Source organism: Hymenobacter sp. 5317J-9 (assembly GCF_022921075.1).
GTDB lineage: Bacteria > Bacteroidota > Bacteroidia > Cytophagales > Hymenobacteraceae > Hymenobacter.
In genome coordinates, this window is record NZ_CP095050.1 from 3,469,902 (window position 1) to 3,484,343 (window position 14,442).

The 14,442-nt window shown below is 66.0% G+C and carries 13 protein-coding genes and 1 pseudogene; 13 read left to right on the forward strand and 1 reads right to left on the reverse strand.

The window, feature by feature from the left end:
* Positions 1-11 precede the first annotated feature (11 nt).
* A complete protein-coding gene (locus tag MUN81_RS14655; RefSeq protein ID WP_245111538.1) occupies positions 12-509 on the reverse strand; it encodes a hypothetical protein in 498 nt (165 codons plus the stop codon).
* Between the two features lie 182 nt (positions 510-691).
* On the opposite strand from MUN81_RS14655, the gene MUN81_RS14660 reads away from it, so the two are divergent.
* From MUN81_RS14660 to adhP, 13 genes and pseudogenes are all read left to right on the forward strand, one after another.
* Positions 692-3,130 carry a heavy metal translocating P-type ATPase metal-binding domain-containing protein gene (locus tag MUN81_RS14660; protein ID WP_245111540.1) on the forward strand — a complete coding sequence of 813 codons (2,439 nt, stop codon included), beginning with the start codon at positions 692-694 and terminating at the stop codon, positions 3,128-3,130.
* Between the two features lie 12 nt (positions 3,131-3,142).
* Positions 3,143-3,327, forward strand: a pseudogene (gene ccoS / locus MUN81_RS14665) (cbb3-type cytochrome oxidase assembly protein CcoS).
* A 135-nt stretch (positions 3,328-3,462) separates the two neighbouring features.
* The gene (ccoN, locus tag MUN81_RS14670; RefSeq protein WP_245117402.1) at positions 3,463-5,670 is read left to right on the forward strand and encodes a cytochrome-c oxidase, cbb3-type subunit I; all 2,208 of its coding nucleotides are present in this window, start codon (positions 3,463-3,465) and stop codon (positions 5,668-5,670) included.
* Positions 5,671-5,826: 156 nt separating this feature from the next.
* Positions 5,827-6,030 carry a cbb3-type cytochrome c oxidase subunit 3 gene (locus MUN81_RS14675; protein ID WP_245111542.1) on the forward strand — a complete coding sequence of 68 codons (204 nt, stop codon included), beginning with the start codon at positions 5,827-5,829 and terminating at the stop codon, positions 6,028-6,030.
* Positions 6,024-6,350, forward strand: coding sequence for a hypothetical protein (locus MUN81_RS14680; protein ID WP_245111544.1), 327 nt, complete (start codon positions 6,024-6,026; stop codon positions 6,348-6,350). The genes MUN81_RS14675 and MUN81_RS14680 overlap by 7 nt, the downstream gene beginning before the upstream one ends.
* The gene (locus MUN81_RS14685; RefSeq protein WP_245111546.1) at positions 6,347-7,213 is read left to right on the forward strand and encodes a cbb3-type cytochrome c oxidase N-terminal domain-containing protein; all 867 of its coding nucleotides are present in this window, start codon (positions 6,347-6,349) and stop codon (positions 7,211-7,213) included. The genes MUN81_RS14680 and MUN81_RS14685 overlap by 4 nt, the downstream gene beginning before the upstream one ends.
* A 161-nt stretch (positions 7,214-7,374) precedes the next feature.
* On the forward strand, positions 7,375-8,784 hold the full coding sequence (gene ccoG / locus MUN81_RS14690; protein WP_245111548.1) for a cytochrome c oxidase accessory protein CcoG: 1,410 nt from the start codon (positions 7,375-7,377) through the stop codon (positions 8,782-8,784).
* A 50-nt stretch (positions 8,785-8,834) separates the two neighbouring features.
* Positions 8,835-9,302: a FixH family protein gene (locus tag MUN81_RS14695; RefSeq protein WP_245111550.1), complete on the forward strand. Its 468-nt coding sequence runs from the start codon at positions 8,835-8,837 to the stop codon at positions 9,300-9,302.
* A gap of 78 nt (positions 9,303-9,380) precedes the next feature.
* On the forward strand, positions 9,381-10,103 hold the full coding sequence (locus tag MUN81_RS14700) for a sulfite exporter TauE/SafE family protein (RefSeq protein WP_245111559.1): 723 nt from the start codon (positions 9,381-9,383) through the stop codon (positions 10,101-10,103).
* A 90-nt stretch (positions 10,104-10,193) separates the two neighbouring features.
* On the forward strand, positions 10,194-11,117 hold the full coding sequence (locus MUN81_RS14705) for a universal stress protein (protein WP_245111560.1): 924 nt from the start codon (positions 10,194-10,196) through the stop codon (positions 11,115-11,117).
* Positions 11,118-11,164: 47 nt separating this feature from the next.
* Complete coding sequence (gene hemF / locus MUN81_RS14710; RefSeq protein ID WP_245111562.1) at positions 11,165-12,133, forward strand: oxygen-dependent coproporphyrinogen oxidase; 969 nt, start codon at positions 11,165-11,167, stop codon at positions 12,131-12,133.
* Between the two features lie 174 nt (positions 12,134-12,307).
* On the forward strand, positions 12,308-13,267 hold the full coding sequence (locus MUN81_RS14715; RefSeq protein WP_245111564.1) for a 1-phosphofructokinase family hexose kinase: 960 nt from the start codon (positions 12,308-12,310) through the stop codon (positions 13,265-13,267).
* 50 nt (positions 13,268-13,317) lie between these two features.
* Positions 13,318-14,406 (forward strand): alcohol dehydrogenase AdhP, encoded by a 1,089-nt coding sequence (gene adhP, locus MUN81_RS14720; RefSeq protein ID WP_245111570.1) that lies wholly within the window; start codon positions 13,318-13,320, stop codon positions 14,404-14,406.
* Positions 14,407-14,442: the final 36 nt, after the last annotated feature.

The following is a 14,442-nucleotide window of genomic DNA, read 5'->3' on the forward strand; positions in this document are numbered from 1 at the left end:
ATCGACGGGAATCAGGCCAGGTGATGGTGCAAGTGGGCCTCGGCGTGGGACGGGTGCGGAGTGCGCGCAGCCCATTGGAAGGACCAGCTGCCGGCCAGCAGCAGGGTGATGAGCTTAACGACTTCGAGGCCGATGTAGGTTTTGTGGAGGTGGCCGGGCAGCGGCGGGTGGCCGGCCAGCAGGGCCGTGGCGCGCAGGTCGAGGGCCGGCAGCAGCCACAGGGTTTGGAGCAGCAGCACGGTGACGAGCAAGCTCAGGGCTGCCCACACATTGGCCGGGGCACGGCGCACGGCCGCGCACAGCAGCGCGGTGGCGCACAAAGCCAATTCCAGCTTATTAAGCGCCGCAAACACAATGCGCCCAATGCCCAGCCCCAGGGGCACGGTGATGTGTGGGGCGGTGAACTTGAGCGGGGCTTCGAGGAAAGAAATGCCCGCCACCAGGCCGGCCCACACAAACAGGGACAGCACCAGCAGCAACGAACCAGTGGGGGATTGAGCGCGCGGCATACGACTTAATAATTGAAAACGGCCGCCCGGCAGCAGCGCCGGCAGCGGTGAAACAATGCGGCAAAGGTGCGGCAGGGTTCCGGCCGCCCGCCTGAAAAATATCAGGGCCGGGGCTGATGTTGGTCAGCTGGGCCGCTTTCGGCCGGTGGGAGCTTTGCGGCTGCCAATCTTCCTGCCTGCCCGTGCACACTCTCGCCCCCGCTCCTGCCCCCACCCTGCCCCGCGTAGCCTGCGCCCACTGCGGCGATGCCTGCCCCGACGAGCCCATCCGCCAGGCCCAGGAGCCGGCGCTGAGCTTCTGCTGCCAGGGTTGCCGCGCCGTGTACGAGCTGCTGGCCGCCAGCAACCTGTGCACCTACTACCGCCTCGACGAGCACGCCGGCCAGAAGGTGCAGGAAGTGGAGCTGCCCGGCCGCTTCGACTACCTCGATTCGGAGGCGGTGCAGAGCCAGCTGCTGGCGTTTCGCTCGCCCGCGCTGGCGCGCCTCACGCTCACCATCCCGCAGATGCACTGCGCCTCCTGCATCTGGTTGCTCGAAAATCTGTTCAAGCTCAATCCCGGCATCACCTCGTCGCGGGTCAACTTCCTTCGCAAGGAACTCACCATCAGCTACCAACCCGGGGCTACTTCGCTGAAGGAAGTGGTGAAGCTGCTGGCCGCCATCAACTACGAGCCGCAGATTACGCTGGCCGAGCTGGGCGCCCAGCCCCACCCCGGCAACCGCCTGCTGCATTACCAGCTGGGCGTGGCGGCCTTCGCCTTCGGCAACGTGATGCTGCTGGCCCTGCCGGAGTACTTTTCCTTCACCCAGCAGCTGCAAAGCACGTTTGGCCGCTTCTTCGGCGGGCTGAGTTTGCTGCTGGCGCTGCCGGTGCTGCTGCTCAGCGCGCGGGGGTTCTACCAGTCGGCCTGGCAGGGCTTGCGGCAGCGCTACATCAACCTCGATTTTCCCATTAGCCTGGGCCTCACGGCGCTATTCGTGACCAGCGTGGTGGAACTAGTCACGCAGCGCGGGCCGGGCTATTTCGACTCGTTCACGGGGCTGGTATTTTTCATGCTCATCGGCAAGTGGGTGCAGCAGCGCAGCTACGACGCCCTGCGCTTCGACCGCGACTTCACTTCCTACTTCCCGGTGGCCGTGACGCTGCTCACCAAAACCGGCGAGCAGTCGGTGTCGGTGAAGGAGCTGAAGCCGGGCCAGCGCATCCGGGTGCGCAACCAGGAAATAGTGCCCGCCGATGCGGTGCTGCTGCGCGGCACGGGCCAGATTGACTACAGCTTCGTGTCGGGCGAAAGCGTGCCCGTGGCCAAGGCCGCCGGCGAAATCATCTACGCCGGCGGCCGGCAGGTGGGCGAGGCCGTGGAGCTGGAAGTGGTGCGCGAAGTGTCGCAGGGCTACCTCACCCAGCTCTGGAACAACCCCGCCTTTCAGAAAGAAGAAAACGCCTCGCTGGAAACCTACGCCAACAAAGTGGGCCGCTACTTCGTGGCACTCACGCTGCTGCTGGCCACGGGCGCGGTGGCTTATTGGTACCCGCGCGACCAGCAGATGGCCTTGCGGGCATTCACTTCGGTGCTGGTCATTGCCTGTCCGTGCGCGCTTTCGTTGGCCACGCCGTTTGCGCTGGGCGCCGCGCTGCGGGTGCTGGGCCGCCGGAAATTCTACCTCAAAAACGCCGCCGTGGTCGAAACCCTGGGCCGCGCCGACACCATCGTGTTCGACAAAACCGGCACCCTCACCGACGTGAAACGCTCGGCCGTAGAGTACGTGGGGCCGGCCCTCTCCCCTGGCCATGAGGAAGCCGTGGCCGCCGTGGTGCGCCACTCCACTCACCCGCTCAGCCAGCGGCTGGCGGCTGAACTGCCCGCCAGCGCCCTGGCCGTGACCGATTTCGCTGAATTGCCCGGCCAGGGCCTGCGCGGCATTGTGGGCGGCCGGGAGGTGCGCGTGGGCTCTGCTGCTTTTGTTGGCGCAGCGGCAACCAAAGCCACCTCTGAAACGGCGACCACGCTGCAATCAAAGGTGTTTGTGAGGTTTGAGGACGGCCCGACTAGCTGCTATGTTTTCCGCAATGTGTACCGCGACGACCTGCGCAGCGTGCTTTCCGCCCTCGGCCAGCGTTACCGCCTGGCCGTGCTTTCGGGCGATAACGACGCCGAAGAACCCCGCCTGCGCGGCCTGTTCGGCCCCCACGCCGAGCTGCACTTTCACCAAACGCCTCAGCAGAAGCTCGACTACATTGCCCAACTCAAGCAGCAGGGCCGCACCGTCATCATGGTCGGCGACGGGCTGAACGATGCCGGCGCCCTGCAGCAGGCCGACGCCGGCATTGCCCTCACCGACACGCTCACCAACTTCTCGCCGGCCTGCGACGCCATTCTGGAAGCCGGCAGCTTTGGGCAGCTGGCCACCATCCTCCATTTCTCGAAAGACTGTCTGCGCGTGGTGCTGGCCACGTTCGTGCTGTCGTTTTGCTACAATGGCATCGGGCTGGGGCTGGCCGTGCAGGGCCGGTTCACGCCCATCGTGTCGGCCATTCTCATGCCCATCAGCTCGCTGAGCGTGATGGTGTTTGCCACGCTGCTGGTGCGCCTGGCCGCCTGGCGCCGTCGTTTATAACCAACCCCGACCATGTCCATCATCTTCCTCCTCATCGGCATTAGCCTGTGCGTGGCCCTCGCATTTCTGGGCGCTTTTCTGTGGGCGGTGCGCTCGGGCAATACGAAGACGACTACACGCCCTCGGTGCGCATGCTGTTTGAGGACGAGATGGCGCCGGAAACCGGCGCTGCCCCGCCCGACGCCAAGCGTGCCTGACAACAATCAGGCGGCCCCCTGATTACCGTCAGCCGCGCAGAAAAGCCCCTGGGGGACCTTTGAGCCAGTAATTCATCCACTTCTCAAGGTTATGCAAGTCGAGCCTCTACTCCCAGTCGCGGCGCCCTCCGCCCCCTGGTTCCGAGTACCCCCGCGCGGGCGGTTGACACGTTTTTCTACGACAATAAGATAGTGCGCGACTTTGGCATTGCCACCGTCGTATGGGGCATCATCGGCATGCTGGTGGGCGTGCTGGCGGCCTTCCAGCTGGCCCGGCCCGAACTCAACATGAGCACGGCCTACACCACTTTCGGCCGCATTCGCCCACTGCACACCAACGCCGTGATTTTCGCCTTCGTCGGCAACGGCATTTTCACGGGCGTTTACTACTCCCTGCAGCGCCTCTGCAAAACCCGGATGTATTCCGACCTGCTGGGTAAAATCCATTTCTGGGGCTGGCAGCTGATTATCGTGTCGGCGGTGGCCACGCTGCCGCTGGGCTTCACCACCAGCAAGGAATACGCCGAGCTGGAATGGCCGATTGATATTGCCATCACGCTGGTGTGGGTGGTGTTTGGCTGGAACATGTTCGGCACCATTGCCCGGCGGCGCGAGCGGCACCTTTACGTGGGCATCTGGTTCTACATCGCCACCTTCCTCACGGTGGCCGTGCTGCACATCGTCAACTCCATGGAGCTGCCGGTGAGCTTCCTCAAAAGCTACTCGCTGTACGCCGGTGTGCAGGACGCCCTGGTGCAGTGGTGGTACGGGCACAACGCGGTGGCCTTCTTCCTCACCACGCCCTACCTGGGCCTGATGTACTACTTCCTGCCCAAGGCCGCCGGCCGGCCGGTGTACTCCTACCGCCTGAGCATCATTCACTTCTGGTCGCTGATTTTTATTTACATCTGGGCCGGGCCGCACCACTTGCTCTACACCGCCCTGCCCGACTGGGCCCAGAGCCTGGGCGTGGCCTTCTCCGTGATGCTGATTGCCCCGAGCTGGGGCGGCATGATAAACGGCCTGCTCACCCTGCGCGGCGCCTGGGACAAGGTGCGCGAAGAGCCCGTGCTCAAGTTCATGGTGGTGGCCATCACGGCCTACGGCATGGCCACGTTTGAGGGCCCCATGCTCTCGCTCAAGAACGTGAACGCCATTGCGCACTTCACCGACTGGATTGTGGCGCACGTGCACGTGGGCGCTCTGGGCTGGAACGGCTTCCTGACTTTTGCCATGCTCTACTGGCTGTGGCCCCGCCTCTACCGCACCGAGCTGTATTCAAAGAAGCTGGCCACCACGCACTTCTGGCTGGGCACCCTGGGCATCGTGTTCTATGCGATTCCGATGTACTGGGCCGGTTTCACCCAGGGGCTGATGTGGAAGCAGTTCAATGCCGAGGGCATGCTGCAATACCCCAACTTCCTGGAGACTGTGCTGCAGCTGGTGCCCATGTACTACCTGCGCGGCATCGGCGGGCTGCTCTACGTGAGCGGCGTGTTCCTGCTGATGTACAACCTGTACAAAACCGCCCAGGCCGGCTCGCTGGTGGCCAACGAGAAAGCCCAGGCCCCCGCCTTGGTGCACGAAGCCGAAGACCCGCACGTGCAGGCCGGCCACTGGCACCGCTGGCTGGAGCGCCGCCCCTTCCAGCTGGCCGTGGGCGCCACGGTGGCCATCCTCATCGGCGGCGCGGTGGAAATGATTCCGACCTTTCTGGTGAAGTCGAACGTGCCCACCATTGCCTCGGTGAAGCCCTACCGGCCGCTCGAATTGCAGGGCCGCGACCTCTACATCCGCGAGGGCTGCTCGAACTGCCACACCCAGATGGTGCGCCCCTTCCGCTCCGAAACCGAGCGCTACGGCGAGTACTCCAAAGCGGGAGAGTACATCTACGACCGGCCCTTCCTGTGGGGCAGCAAGCGCACCGGGCCCGATTTGCAGCGCGTGGGCGCCAAATACCCGCATTCCTGGCACTACAACCACATGATGGACCCCACCAGCATGTCGCCCGGCTCCATCATGCCGCCCTACCCCTGGCTGTTCGAGCAGGACATCGACTACCGCATCCTGCCGTCCAAGATTAAGGTGCTGCGCAACCTGGGCACGCCCTACCCCGCCGGCTTCGACCAAGTGGCCGTGGACGACGCCCGGCAGCAAGCCCAGGGCATTGTGGCCGACCTGAAAAAAGAGGAAATCGAGGTGATGCCCGACAAGGAAATCGTGGCCCTCATCGCCTACCTACAGCGCCTGGGTACTGACATCAAAGTGAAGCCCGAGCAGACGGCCACCGCTGCCACGGCCACCGCTGCCACGGCCACCGCTGCCACGGCCGCCGTGCAGTAGCAGCCAAAGGCCCGTCATGCAGAGCGTAGCGAAGCATCTCGCGTGCCACCACTAATTCTATCCTACGATTGGATTACTACTCCACGCGAGATGCTTCGCTGCGCTCTGCCTGACGGCTAATAAATCCCGAAGACAAGCATTAACCACCCAAAACCCATGGACAAGAACGTCTTGCAATCCATTGCCGGGGTCGAAATCTATCCGATAATCTCCCTGGTCATTTTCGGCCTCTTCTTTCTGGGCCTGCTGGTGTACGTGCTGCTGAGCAACCGCCGCCACATCGATGCCATGAGCCAACTGCCGCTGCTCGACGACGAAGCAACCTTCAAATCCAACCTCAACCACGACGTAATATGCTAACCCTCCGCTCCCTCTCGCTGACTTTCCTGGGCCTACTCACCGGCTTTGCGGCCGCTGCCCAATCTGCTGCTTCGGGCCCCCAGGCCACCACCGTGCTGAGCTGGGTGGTGTGGTGGCTGGCCGGCGTGGTACTGCTGATGGCCGTGATGACCGGCGCCTCGGTGACCTCGGCCGCCCAACGCCGCTACGATGCCCAGCAAGCCGAGCCCACGGCGCCTGAAGCCGCGGCCCCGGCCGCCGCGCCCCGAACAGTGGTGGCCGAAGCTGCCAAAGAAGTTGCCCCCGCCCAAGTTGCCACCCAGGAAGAAGTATACGCATGAACCGCTCCCGCTTAGCCTACTCCTTAGCCGCCGCGGCCCTGCTGGGCGCCCGCCCGGCCCTGGCGCAAGCGGCCGACACCGGCGCCGCGGCCGCCACCGACGCCCAGCGCACCATGCTCTGGTTTGTGCTCACCACGCTCGTGCTGGTGCTGATGGTGTTCCTGCTGCTGCTGGTGGCCCTTGTTAGCTGGATGCGGCCGCAGCTGCGCCAGCTCTACGACCTGCCCACGGTGCACGACTCTTGGAGCGGCCGCGTGCTGGGCCTGCTGGTGGGCGACGCCCGCCTGGTGCAGGGCGACGTGCGCGACGAGTTGCTCGACCACGACTACGACGGCATCCGCGAGTTCGACAACGACCTGCCGCCGTGGTGGAAATACGGCTTCTACGCCACCATCGTCTTCGCCATCGGCTACGTGACCTACTACCACGTGCTGAAAACCGGCCAGCTGCAAGGCGCCGAATACGCGGCGGAAATGCAGCAGGCCGCCCTGCTCATCGCCGCCACCCCCGACGACCCCAACCAGGTGACTACCTACACTGCCCTCACGGCTCCGGCCGAGCTCAGCAGCGGCAAAAGCCTCTTCACTACTAACTGCGCGCCCTGCCACGGCGCCAGCGGCGAAGGCAAAGTGGGCCCCAACCTGACCGACGAATACTGGCTGCACGGCGGCGAGGTGAACCACGTGTACAAAACCATCAAGTACGGCGTGAACGGCAAAGGCATGGTGGCCTGGAAAGGCAAGCTCTCCGGCAAGCAGATTTTGCAGGTGGCCTCCTACGTGCTCAGCCTGCAAGGCACCAAGCCCGCCAACGCCAAGCCGCCGCAAGGCGAAAAAGAGGCGCCGGCCGTGGCCAAGCGGTAGTTGTTCTGGCGGGCGCCTCACCCCCCGGCCCCTCTCCCAAAGGAGAGGGGGTGCCAGGAAACCAATTATCTGTATCCATTCGCATCAATTCACGCAAACCGCCGCCATGGCCCCCCTCTCCCGAGGGAGAGGGGGCCGGGGGGTAAGGCGCCCGTTAGCCTATGTCCGCCACCCAGTTCAAACCCGATGATTCCTACCGCGACTCCATCGCCACGATAGACGCGGCCGGCGAGCGGGTGTGGCTTTATCCCAAGAAGCCCAGCGGCCGCCTCTACCGCTACCGCAAGCTGCTGAGCTACGGGTTTCTGGCGCTGCTCTTTGCCGGCCCCTGGCTGCGCATCCACGACTTGCCGGTGTTGCTGCTCAACCTGCCGGCGCGGAAGTTCATCATCTTCGGCCAGATATTCTGGCCCCAGGATTTCTTCATTCTGCTGCTGGCCTCGCTCACGTTTCTGGTGTTCATCATCGTGTTCACGGTGGTGTATGGGCGGGCCTTTTGCGGCTGGGTGTGTCCTCAGACCATCTTCCTCGAAATGGTGTTCCGCCGCATCGAGTACTGGCTGGAAGGCGACGCGCCCCAGCAAAAAGCCCTCGACCGCTCGGAACTGAACTGGAACAAGCTGTGGCGCAAAACCACCAAGCACGCGCTGTTCCTGGCCGTATCGTTTCTGATTGCCAACACCTTCCTGGCCTACATCATCGGCACGGAGGAGCTGCTGAAGATTGTGACCGATTCGCCTGCGGAGCACCTGGGCGGCCTGGCTTCGATGGTGGTGTTCACGGGCGTGTTCTACGCCGTGTTTGCCCGGTTTCGGGAGCAGGTGTGCACCATTGTGTGCCCCTATGGCCGCTTGCAGGGCGTGTTGCTGGATAAGGACAGCCTCGTGGTGGCCTATGACTACCCGCGCGGCGAGCCTCGCGAGAAGCTGCGCAAAAACCAGCTGCGCACCGCCGGCGACTGCATCGACTGCCACCAGTGCGTGCAGGTGTGCCCCACCGGTATCGACATCCGCAACGGCGCCACCCAGCTCGAATGCACCAACTGCACCGCCTGCATCGACGCCTGCAACAACATCATGGCGCTGATAAACAAGCCGGAAGGCCTCATCCGCCACGCCTCCGTGAATGGCATTGCGAATGGGACCACGTTCCGGCTCACCGGCCGCGTGAAAGCCCTTTCGGGTGTGCTGGCCTTTCTGCTGGTGGTGCTCACCGGCCTGCTGGTGTCGCGCTCCAACGTGGCGGCCACGGTGCTGCGCACGCCGGGCCAGCTCTTCCAGAAGACCAACCACGGCACCATCACCAACCTCTACAACATCTCGGTCATCAACAAAACCAACCGGCCCTACCCCATTACGCTCCGCATTCTGGAGCCGGCGCAGGGCCAGATTTCGCTCGTGAGCACCTCCACCCTCACGCTGCCCGCCCAGGGCATTGCCGAGGGCGTGTTTTTCGCCGAGCTGCCCCGCACCGCCCTGCACCACACCAACCAGAAAATCCGCATCGGCCTCTTCAGCGGCGGCAAGCTGATTACGGAAACCAGCACCAAGTTCCTCGGCCCGGTGCAGTGAGCTGCCGGCGCTGAGAAAACCGTCATGGCGAGCTGAATAACCCAACCCTCATGGTCCCCACTCCCCCCACCACCCGCTCCCTCTGGCCCTTTGCCATCATAGCCGTGTTTGTGCTGTTTGCCGGCTACATCGGCTTCATGGTGCAGCAGGCCATGCGCACCACCGTCGACTTGGTGAGCCCCGACTACTACCAGCAGGAGCTGGCCTTCCAGCAGCGCATGGAAACCGTGGCCCGCACCGCCGCCCTGCCCGCGCCCGTCACGCTGCACCACGACGCCGGCACGCACCAGCTCACGGTGCAGCTGCCGGCCGACATGAGCGGCCAGCGCATTCAGGGCCAGATTCACTTCTTCCGCCCGTCTAACCAGCGCCTCGATTTTACGCTGCCCCTGCAGCCCACGGCTGGGCTGCAACAGCAGCTCAGCACCGCCCGAATGCAGCCGGGCCTGTGGCGTGTGCGCCTGGACTTCACGGCCGATAAGCGCAACTATTTCGTGGAGGAAAAAATCATCCTTTGACCCTGATTTTCGTCAGGAATTTCCTCTCCGGGCCGGCGGTACTTGCGTCCCAATCCTCACCCCCGAACCCTCTTCCCCATGCTCTGGGCTGGTTTTTTGTTTGGCTTGCTGGGCAGCTTTCACTGCGTGGGCATGTGCGGGGCCATTGCCCTGGCACTGCCCGGGCAGCCGGGCGCCGCGTGGCGCTTCGGCGCCGGCCGTCTGCTGTATAACCTGGGCCGGGTGAGCACCTACGCCACCCTAGGCGCCGGGGCCGGCCTGCTGGGCCAGAGCCTGCGGCTGGCCGGCCTGCAGCAAAGCCTCTCCATTGCCTCGGGCGTGCTGATACTGCTGCTGGTGGCCGTGCCCGAGCGCTACACCGCCCGCCTGGCCAATGTGCTGGGCCTGAGCCGGCCGCTGGCCTGGGTAAAAACCACGCTGGCGCGCCTGTTTCAGCAGCCCTCGCTGGGTGCGCTGTATGCCACGGGCGTGCTCAATGGCCTGCTGCCCTGCGGCCTGGTGTATCTAGCGCTGGCCGGGGCCCTGAGCGCGCCGGGCGTGGCGGGCGCGGCGGCCTATATGGCCTGCTTCGGCCTGGGCACGCTGCCGCTCATGCTGGGCCTCTCGCTGAGCGGGCAGCTGGTGCCGCTGCTGTGGCGCACCCGCATGCGCCAGGCCGTGCCCTACGCAGCTTCGCTGCTGGCGGTGCTGTTCATCGTGCGGGGGCTGGGGCTGGGCATTCCCTACCTGAGCCCGCAGCTGGGCGCGGGGCCCGCCCCAACCGCCACCGCTCAGCCGCGCACCGTGCACTACTGCCACTGAAAAATGAGCCATGAGAGGTGAGACATGAGAAATCAGCTCTCCACACTCATTCCGCTTCCCCCTCTTCCAAACTCCCCTTCTTCCCTCTCCATGAAAACCCTGCTTGTCCCCATCGACCACACCGCGGCCGCCGAACACACCCTCGCCTACGCCAACAAGCTGGCCGTGCGCTGGCCGGCCGAAGTGGTGGTGCTCTACTGCCACCCCGCCGGCGACACTCCGGTGGCGGCCGAGCAGCTGGCCGAGGAGGAGCAGCGCCTGCGCAGCCTGGTGGAGCGCCTGCGTTACCAGCAGCTCACCCGCCACGACGGCCGCCGCATTCAATACCGCTACCGCGTGCTGGCCGGCTGCCTGCACGACCATGTGCGCCAGGAAGCCGTGCGCTGCGCCGCCGACCTCGTGCTCATGGGCCTCGAGCACATCGACTGCGGCCGGCCGGAAGCCCCCGGCAACCACGCCGCCGCGATTGCCCAGCTGGTGAGCTGCCCCCTGCTGGTGGTGCCGCCCGGCCGCCGCGCCCTGCCCAACCGCCTGGTGTTTGCCACCGATTTCCGCACGCTGGGGCTGCACATTCTGCCCCGGCTGGCGGCGCTGGAAGGCGCATTCCCGGCCCCTCTGGACCTGGTGCAGTTCTACGCCCCCGCCGAGCGCCCCCAGCGCCGCCAGCTGAAGCAGGCCCTGAGCAAAGCCGCCGCCCACCTGGCCTGGAACTTCACCACGCCGCATTTACTCGAAGACGACGCGCCGCTCGAAGGCATCAGCGAGTTCTGCGCCCATGTGCACGCCCAGCTGCTGGTGGTGGCCCCCGGCAGCCCCGCCCAATTGCGGCAGTACTTCGACGCCTGCTACGCCACCACCCGCGCCTACCACACCCAGATTCCGGTGCTGGTGCTGCCCTCCCCGGCCGAGCGCCAGGCCAGCGTGGCCTGCTGCGAGCGCTGCGCCGCCCAGCTGGCCAAAGAACAATCCCCCAAAAGCCTGCACGCCGACTACCACGCGGTGCGCTGGGCCTAGCCGGTGGCTGCCCGGCGCGGCGGCCCCATCCTTATCCTGTTTTTTAAATGCCCGACGTCATGTTTGCCTCGTCCGACCCCACCGTTTCTTCCAGCTCTGCTTTTATTCCCATCGCCCCGCAGCGCACCGTGGCCGAGGGCTGGATGCGCCAGTTTCAGGACTGGCTGTGCCACCGCCTGGAAGCCGCCGATGGCAGCGGCCGGCATTTCAGCCGCGACGAGTGGCAGCACGAAGGCGGGGGGGGCGGCTGCACGCGCGTGTTTCAGCAGGGCGACGTGCTGGAGAAAGGCGGGGTGGCCTTTTCGGCGGTGTGGGGCGAGATGAGTGAGGCTGCGGCCCGCCAGCTGCTCATGCCCGACCGCCGCTTTTTTGCCACGGGCGTGAGCGTGGTGCAACACCCGCGCAGCCCGCAGGTGCCCATCTCGCACATGAATGTGCGCTATTTCGAAACGGCCAACGGCGAGGCCTGGTTTGGCGGCGGGCTCGACCTGACGCCCATTTACGTCGACGCCAAGCAGGCCCGCTGGTTTCACGAGCAGATTGCCGAAGTGTGCGCGCGCCACGACCCCGCCTACTACCCTCGCTTCAAGCAGTGGGCGGATGAGTACTTCTACCTGCCCCACCGCGGCGAGACGCGCGGCGTGGGCGGCATTTTCTTCGACCGCCTCACCGTGGGGCGCGACGGCCTGTTTGAAGAGCTATTTTCGTTTGTACAGGACGTGGGCGAAGTGTACGGCCGCGCCTACAGCGCCATCATGCGCCAGAACGCGGCCCTGCCCTACACTGCGCGCCACAGCGAGTGGCAGCGCGTGCGCCGCGGCCGCTACGCCGAGTTCAACCTGGCCATCGACCGCGGCACCCGCTTCGGTCTCGAAACCGGCGGCCGCACCGAAAGCATCCTCATGAGCCTGCCGCCCCAGGCCGACTGGCACTACAACCGGGTGCCCGAGCCCGATTCGCCCGAGGCCGTGTCGCAGCAGTGGCTGCGCCAGGGCATCGACTGGCTGAGCGTGTAGCTTGGTTTTGGCCCCTCATAGCCCCATGCGCCCGCCCCAGCTCCCGGCCTGACAACAATCAGCTAACCCGCTGCTTGCCATCAGGAAACGGTGTTGGGGCGGGCGCTTCCTTTGGCATTGTGAGCAACCCGCGCGGCTTTTCTCCCGGGCGGCCTCCCTGCCACGCCCGTTGCCATGCCCGTCGTCGTGACCCTTACCTTGAGCCCGGCCCTCGACAAAAGCACGTCGGTACCGGTCCTGGTGCCCGACCAGAAGCTGCGCTGCGCCGCGCCCGAAGTGGCGGCCGGCGGGGGCGGCATCAACGTTTCGCGCGGGCTGCGGCGGCTGGGCACGCTTTCCACGGCTGTGTTTCCGGCGGGCGGGGCCACCGGGGCCTTCTTGCAGGAGCTGCTCACGGCCGAAGGCATTGCTCAGTGCGTGGTGCCCACATCGGCCGCTACTCGCGAAAACTTCGAAATAGAGGAAACCAGCACCGGCCGGCAGTATCGCTTTGGCATGCCCGCCGCCGCCCTCAGCCCGACCGAGCAGCAGCGCCTGCTGGATGCGTTGGCCGGCTTTGTGCGCCCGCCCCATTTTCTGGTGGTGAGTGGCAGCCTGCCGCCGGGCGTGGCGCCGGAGTTTCTGGGCCAGGTGGTTCGTCAGGCCCGCGCCGCCGGCACCCGCGTGGTGGCCGATACCTCGGGCCCGGCCCTGCGCGAGGCGGTGGAAGCTGGCGCCTTCCTCATCAAGCCCAACCGCGAAGAGCTTGCCCAATTGGCCGGCGCCGGGCCGCTGGCCGATGACGCCGCGCTGCTGGCCGCGGCCCGGCCGCTGGTGGGGCCGGGCGGCTGCGGCGCCGTGCTGGTGTCGCTGGGCGCGCAGGGCGCCTGCCTGGTGGCCCCGGGAGTAGAAGAATTCATTGCCGCGCCTCCCGCCAGGCGGCGCAGCACCGTGGGCGCCGGCGACAGCCTGGTGGCCGGTCTGGTGCACGCGCTGGTCCACGGCCACTCCCTGCGCGAGGCCGCCCGTCTGGGCGTGGCCTGCGGCACGGCCGCCACCCTCAACCCCGGCACCGAGCTATTTCAGCGGGCCGAGGCCGAAGCCCTGCACCGGGAGATGCTGCGCACCATGCCCGCCGAGTACGCCCTGGCCTGAAGCCGCCATTCACCGCTTTCTCACCTGTTCATCCACCTCTTCTTATTGCCATGATACCCAACACCATGAAAGCCGCCGTGTGCCATGCCTACGGCCAGCCTCTGCGCCTCGAGCAGGTTCCGGTGCCGGCCGTGCCGGCGGGCCGCATCCTTGTGCAAGTGGCCGCCTGCGGGGTGTGCCACACCGATTTGCACGCCATCGACGGCGACTGGCCCGTGAAGGCCACGCTGCCCCTCATTCCGGGCCACGAGGGCGTGGGCACGGTGGTGGCCGTGGGCGAAGGCGTGGAGCACGTGCGCCTCGGCGACCGGGTGGGCGTGCCCTGGCTGCACACCGCCTGCGGCCACTGCGAATACTGCCTCACCGGCTGGGAAACCCTGTGCCCGCAGCAGCAAAATACCGGCTACTCGGTGCCCGGCAGCTACGCAGAATACGTGCTGGCCGACCCCAACTACGTGGGCCTGCTACCCGACAACCTGTCGTTTCAGGAGGCCGCGCCCATTCTCTGCGCCGGCGTCACGGTGTATAAGGGCCTGAAGGAAACCGAGGTGAAACCCGGCCAGTGGGTGGTGATTTCGGGCGTGGGCGGGCTGGGCCACTTGGCCGTGCAATACGCCCGGTCCATGGGCATGCGCGTGGCGGCCGTGGACGTGCAGGCCGACAAGCTGCGCCTGGCCCAGTCGGTGGGCGCCGAAGTGGCCATCAACGCCGCCGAGGAAGACGCCGTGGCGGCGGTGCAGCAGCGCATTGGCGGGGCGCACGGGGTGCTCATCACGGCGGCGTCGCAGCCGGCGTTTGCGCAGGGCGTGGGCATGCTGCGGCGCGGCGGCACCCTGGCGCTGGTGGGCCTGCCGCCCGGCGAGTTTCCGCTCAACATTTTCGAGATGGTGCTCACCCGCAAAACCGTGCGCGGCTCCATTGTGGGCACCCGCCAGGACCTCACCGAAAGCCTGGCTTTCGCCGCCAGCGGCCAGGTGAAGGTGCATTACCGCTGCGAACCCCTCGAAAACATCAACCAGGTGCTCGATGCGCTGAAAGCGGGCACCATTCAGGGCCGCGTGGTGCTCGACCTGACCCTGCCGGCGCCCGCAACGGAGGCGGCACAAGCCACCCGGCAGCCGGAAGCAGCAGCCGTGTAGCCCGCCCCTAACCCGTCTATTCCATTTGATTCCCTT

Coding starts and splice junctions, on each gene's coding strand:
- MUN81_RS14655 (WP_245111538.1), bottom strand. CDS start 509: ATGCCGCGCGCTCAATCCCCCACTGGTTCGTTGCTGCTGGTGCTGTCC.
- MUN81_RS14675 (WP_245111542.1), top strand. CDS start 5,827: ATGGACAAGAACGTCTTGCAATCCATTGCCGGGGTCGAAATCTATCCG.
- MUN81_RS14680 (WP_245111544.1), top strand. CDS start 6,024: ATGCTAACCCTCCGCTCCCTCTCGCTGACTTTCCTGGGCCTACTCACC.
- MUN81_RS14685 (WP_245111546.1), top strand. CDS start 6,347: ATGAACCGCTCCCGCTTAGCCTACTCCTTAGCCGCCGCGGCCCTGCTG.
- ccoG (WP_245111548.1), top strand. CDS start 7,375: ATGTCCGCCACCCAGTTCAAACCCGATGATTCCTACCGCGACTCCATC.
- MUN81_RS14695 (WP_245111550.1), top strand. CDS start 8,835: ATGGTCCCCACTCCCCCCACCACCCGCTCCCTCTGGCCCTTTGCCATC.
- MUN81_RS14700 (WP_245111559.1), top strand. CDS start 9,381: ATGCTCTGGGCTGGTTTTTTGTTTGGCTTGCTGGGCAGCTTTCACTGC.
- MUN81_RS14705 (WP_245111560.1), top strand. CDS start 10,194: ATGAAAACCCTGCTTGTCCCCATCGACCACACCGCGGCCGCCGAACAC.
- hemF (WP_245111562.1), top strand. CDS start 11,165: ATGCCCGACGTCATGTTTGCCTCGTCCGACCCCACCGTTTCTTCCAGC.
- MUN81_RS14715 (WP_245111564.1), top strand. CDS start 12,308: ATGCCCGTCGTCGTGACCCTTACCTTGAGCCCGGCCCTCGACAAAAGC.
- adhP (WP_245111570.1), top strand. CDS start 13,318: ATGATACCCAACACCATGAAAGCCGCCGTGTGCCATGCCTACGGCCAG.